Below are 2672 nucleotides of genomic sequence, written 5' to 3' on the forward strand. Positions count from 1 at the left end.
ACACCACCTCGCCGACCACCGTCGCGCGGGCCCCAAAGGCCCGGCCGACGAAGACCGTCCCATCCTCCAGCGCCAGGATCCCCCGCATTCCGCCCGCCTCCGACAGGGATACATTTGAGGCAGAATCTTAAACAGGCCCCGCCTGACTGTCAAGGGCCTCACCGAAGGGGAGGCTCGCCCAGTTTCCACCCCCCCACCTTCCAGCCGGACCGCGGGTATTCCATGATGGAACTTCTCTCAGGAGGATGATCATGCGTCTCCTGCGGTCCTGGCGCTGGACGACAGGCCTCTGGATGCTCACGCTGCTCCTGGGCGGGCTGGCCCTGGCCACCCTGGGGGCTGCGGGTCGCCCGTCCTGGGGCGATCCAGCTCGCCCCGTCTGGTATTACGGGCGGCTGGTTCCGTTCGGGGAGCTGCTGGCCCGCGGCATCGAGCCCCATTGCCACGACGGCCGGGGGCCAGGAGTCATCACCTGTTATAACACCAACGAGGAGCTGGCCGCTGCCACCGGCCTCGATCTCCCCGGAGTAGATCGCGACCGGGCGGAGCAGCTGCGACGTTCGGGCGCTGTTCTCCCGGCCCAGTGCGCCTACTACGCTGTGATCCGACAGGATATTTACTATGGGGGACGAAACTTCGCGCTCTGCTATGACTACAATGACTTTCGCTCCATCAACTTTAACGACATCACCTCCTCCATCTTCATCCCATCCGGCGCAGGGGCCAGCACCTATTTTGAGCATATCAACTATGGAGGCGATCGGCGCACATTTACAATGAGCATCCCCGATCTTCGGGCTTATAACTTCAATGACGTTATCTCCTCCGCCCGGCGGGGGTATTGAGCGCTCGATCTCCCTTTTCGGAGGGAGCGCAAGGCAGAGCGTAAGTGAAGTAGCAGGCCCCCGGCGGTCCGGCATTCCGCCAGGGGCCTCCCGGGAAGGCTTACACACACGATCGCTGATCTAGAGCACCGGGATCCGAATGTCGCCCGGTGAAGGGGGATCGCCCCTTACCCCAAACCATGCGGAAAGCATTGCGGAAAGCATTCGATGGATCCAGAGCGGACGGAACAGGAAGCGATCCGGCGCTGGCGCGCAGGAGATCCAGAAGGGCTGGCGGTGCTGGTCCGCCTTTATGAGCTGCGGGCATTGCGCACCGCTTACCTGATCCTGCAGGACCGAATGGATGCGGAGGATGCCGTTCAGAACGCTTCCCTCCGCGCCTGGATTTATCGCCGCCGCTTCGATCCTCAGCGTCCGTTCTGGCCATGGTTCCTTCAACTGGTGATCCGCGAAGCCCGACGAATCGCAGGGCGACACCTCTCGAAATCTGTGTCGGATACCGGGAGCGATGCAGATCGTGTGGATATGGAGGGATGGAAGGATCCCGGGCATGCTCCGGATCTTATCGCGGAGCGAAAGGAATCCGTGAGAGCGCTTCGACAGGCCCTGCAGCGCCTCTCGCCAGCGCAGCGAACGGCCGTTGTGTTGCGCTACTATCATAGCCTCGCGGAGAAAGAGATCGCCGAGATCATGGGCTGCAGCGTCGGCGCTGTCAAACACTATCTGTATGAGGCGAGGCTGAGGCTTCGGGACATGCTCGACTCGGGGGAAACACAGCTGTAGCACATTGCATTGGCTTACCCGGACTATCTCACGGATGCGCAGAAAGAGGATCTCCAATGGATGAGCGGGAACTCCGTCATATGCTGGAAGAGCTGGCGGAAGAGGGCTTTCCGGAGCCCGTGGGGCTGTGGCCCCGCCTCCGGGCGCGCATCGAGGCCCCTTCTCGCGCAACCGCCGTGGGCCAGTGGATTCGGCGGCCGCTGGTATGGGGGCTGGCGCTGCTCATGCTGGCGATCGGGATCGGCACGGGCGCTTACGCAGGGGGCCTGTGGAGGGCCTTCCTGCTCGCCCGTGAGCCCATGGGCTTCTCTCTGGCCACGCCGCTGGGCTTGCAACAGGAGCGGCTTCGCGCTTCCGCCTGGGGAACAGGCCTTTGTGACCGCCTTCCGATACGTGGGGACATGAGCCGCTTCCTGATGCCATGCACCTGCAGCTCACGTTCCAGCTTCAAACGGCGTTCGATCCACAATCAGGAGGGAACGCCTCCGGCTTCCGACGGGCTGTTGGACCCTTTGTCTTCTCCTTCACGGTCCCCGTTCGTCCGGGGTATATCCTTCACAGGCCGCGCTCAGCGACGGCCAACGGGGTCACCGTGACCTTGGAACGGCTGGCCGCCGCCCCCTCTGGTGTCAAGGCGCGGCTTTGCGCGACCCCTCTGGATCCTCAACGATCGTGGAGCATGGTTTCCGTGTTGCGACCGGACAGGCACACCGTCTTCTCCGGGGGAGTCCGCCGTGAGGGGGAAGCATGCTTTCGCACCTTCTTTCCAGTAGGAGTCACGGACCTGCGCCTTTCCGAGGGTTCGCTCCAGGTCATGGAGCTGATCGGTTGGGATCCTTCCGGACGGACGGAGCCTCTGCGCCTGCCGGGTCCGTGGCGTATCGCCCTGGCCCCTGACCCATAAGCGGTTCGCCGGGCCTTTCGCCCCGCGAACGCTTCAGATAGGCCCGTGGCTCCGCTCCGAGGTCGGCTGCCCGCAAGAGCCCTCCTGTTCACGTATGGGTATGCTTTCGCTATCCTCCCAGCCTGCCTCATGCCGCGCAA

The 2672-nt window shown here is 63.5% G+C and carries 3 protein-coding genes; all 3 read left to right on the forward strand.

The genetic code is table 11. The annotated features are described in order from the left end of the window. The first annotated feature begins 251 nt into the window (after window positions 1-251). Window positions 252-845 (forward strand): hypothetical protein, encoded by a 594-nt coding sequence (locus VAE54_RS12070; protein ID WP_322802220.1) that lies wholly within the window; start codon window positions 252-254, stop codon window positions 843-845. Between the two features lie 207 nt (window positions 846-1052). Further along, the gene (locus VAE54_RS12075; RefSeq protein ID WP_322802221.1) at window positions 1053-1628 is read left to right on the forward strand and encodes a sigma-70 family RNA polymerase sigma factor; all 576 of its coding nucleotides are present in this window, start codon (window positions 1053-1055) and stop codon (window positions 1626-1628) included. 56 nt (window positions 1629-1684) lie between these two features. Next, window positions 1685-2224: a hypothetical protein gene (locus VAE54_RS12080; protein WP_322802222.1), complete on the forward strand. Its 540-nt coding sequence runs from the start codon at window positions 1685-1687 to the stop codon at window positions 2222-2224. Window positions 2225-2672 lie beyond the last annotated feature (448 nt).

The sequence above is a fragment of the Thermoflexus sp. genome, from assembly GCF_034432235.1.
Taxonomy (GTDB): Bacteria; Chloroflexota; Anaerolineae; order Thermoflexales; family Thermoflexaceae; genus Thermoflexus.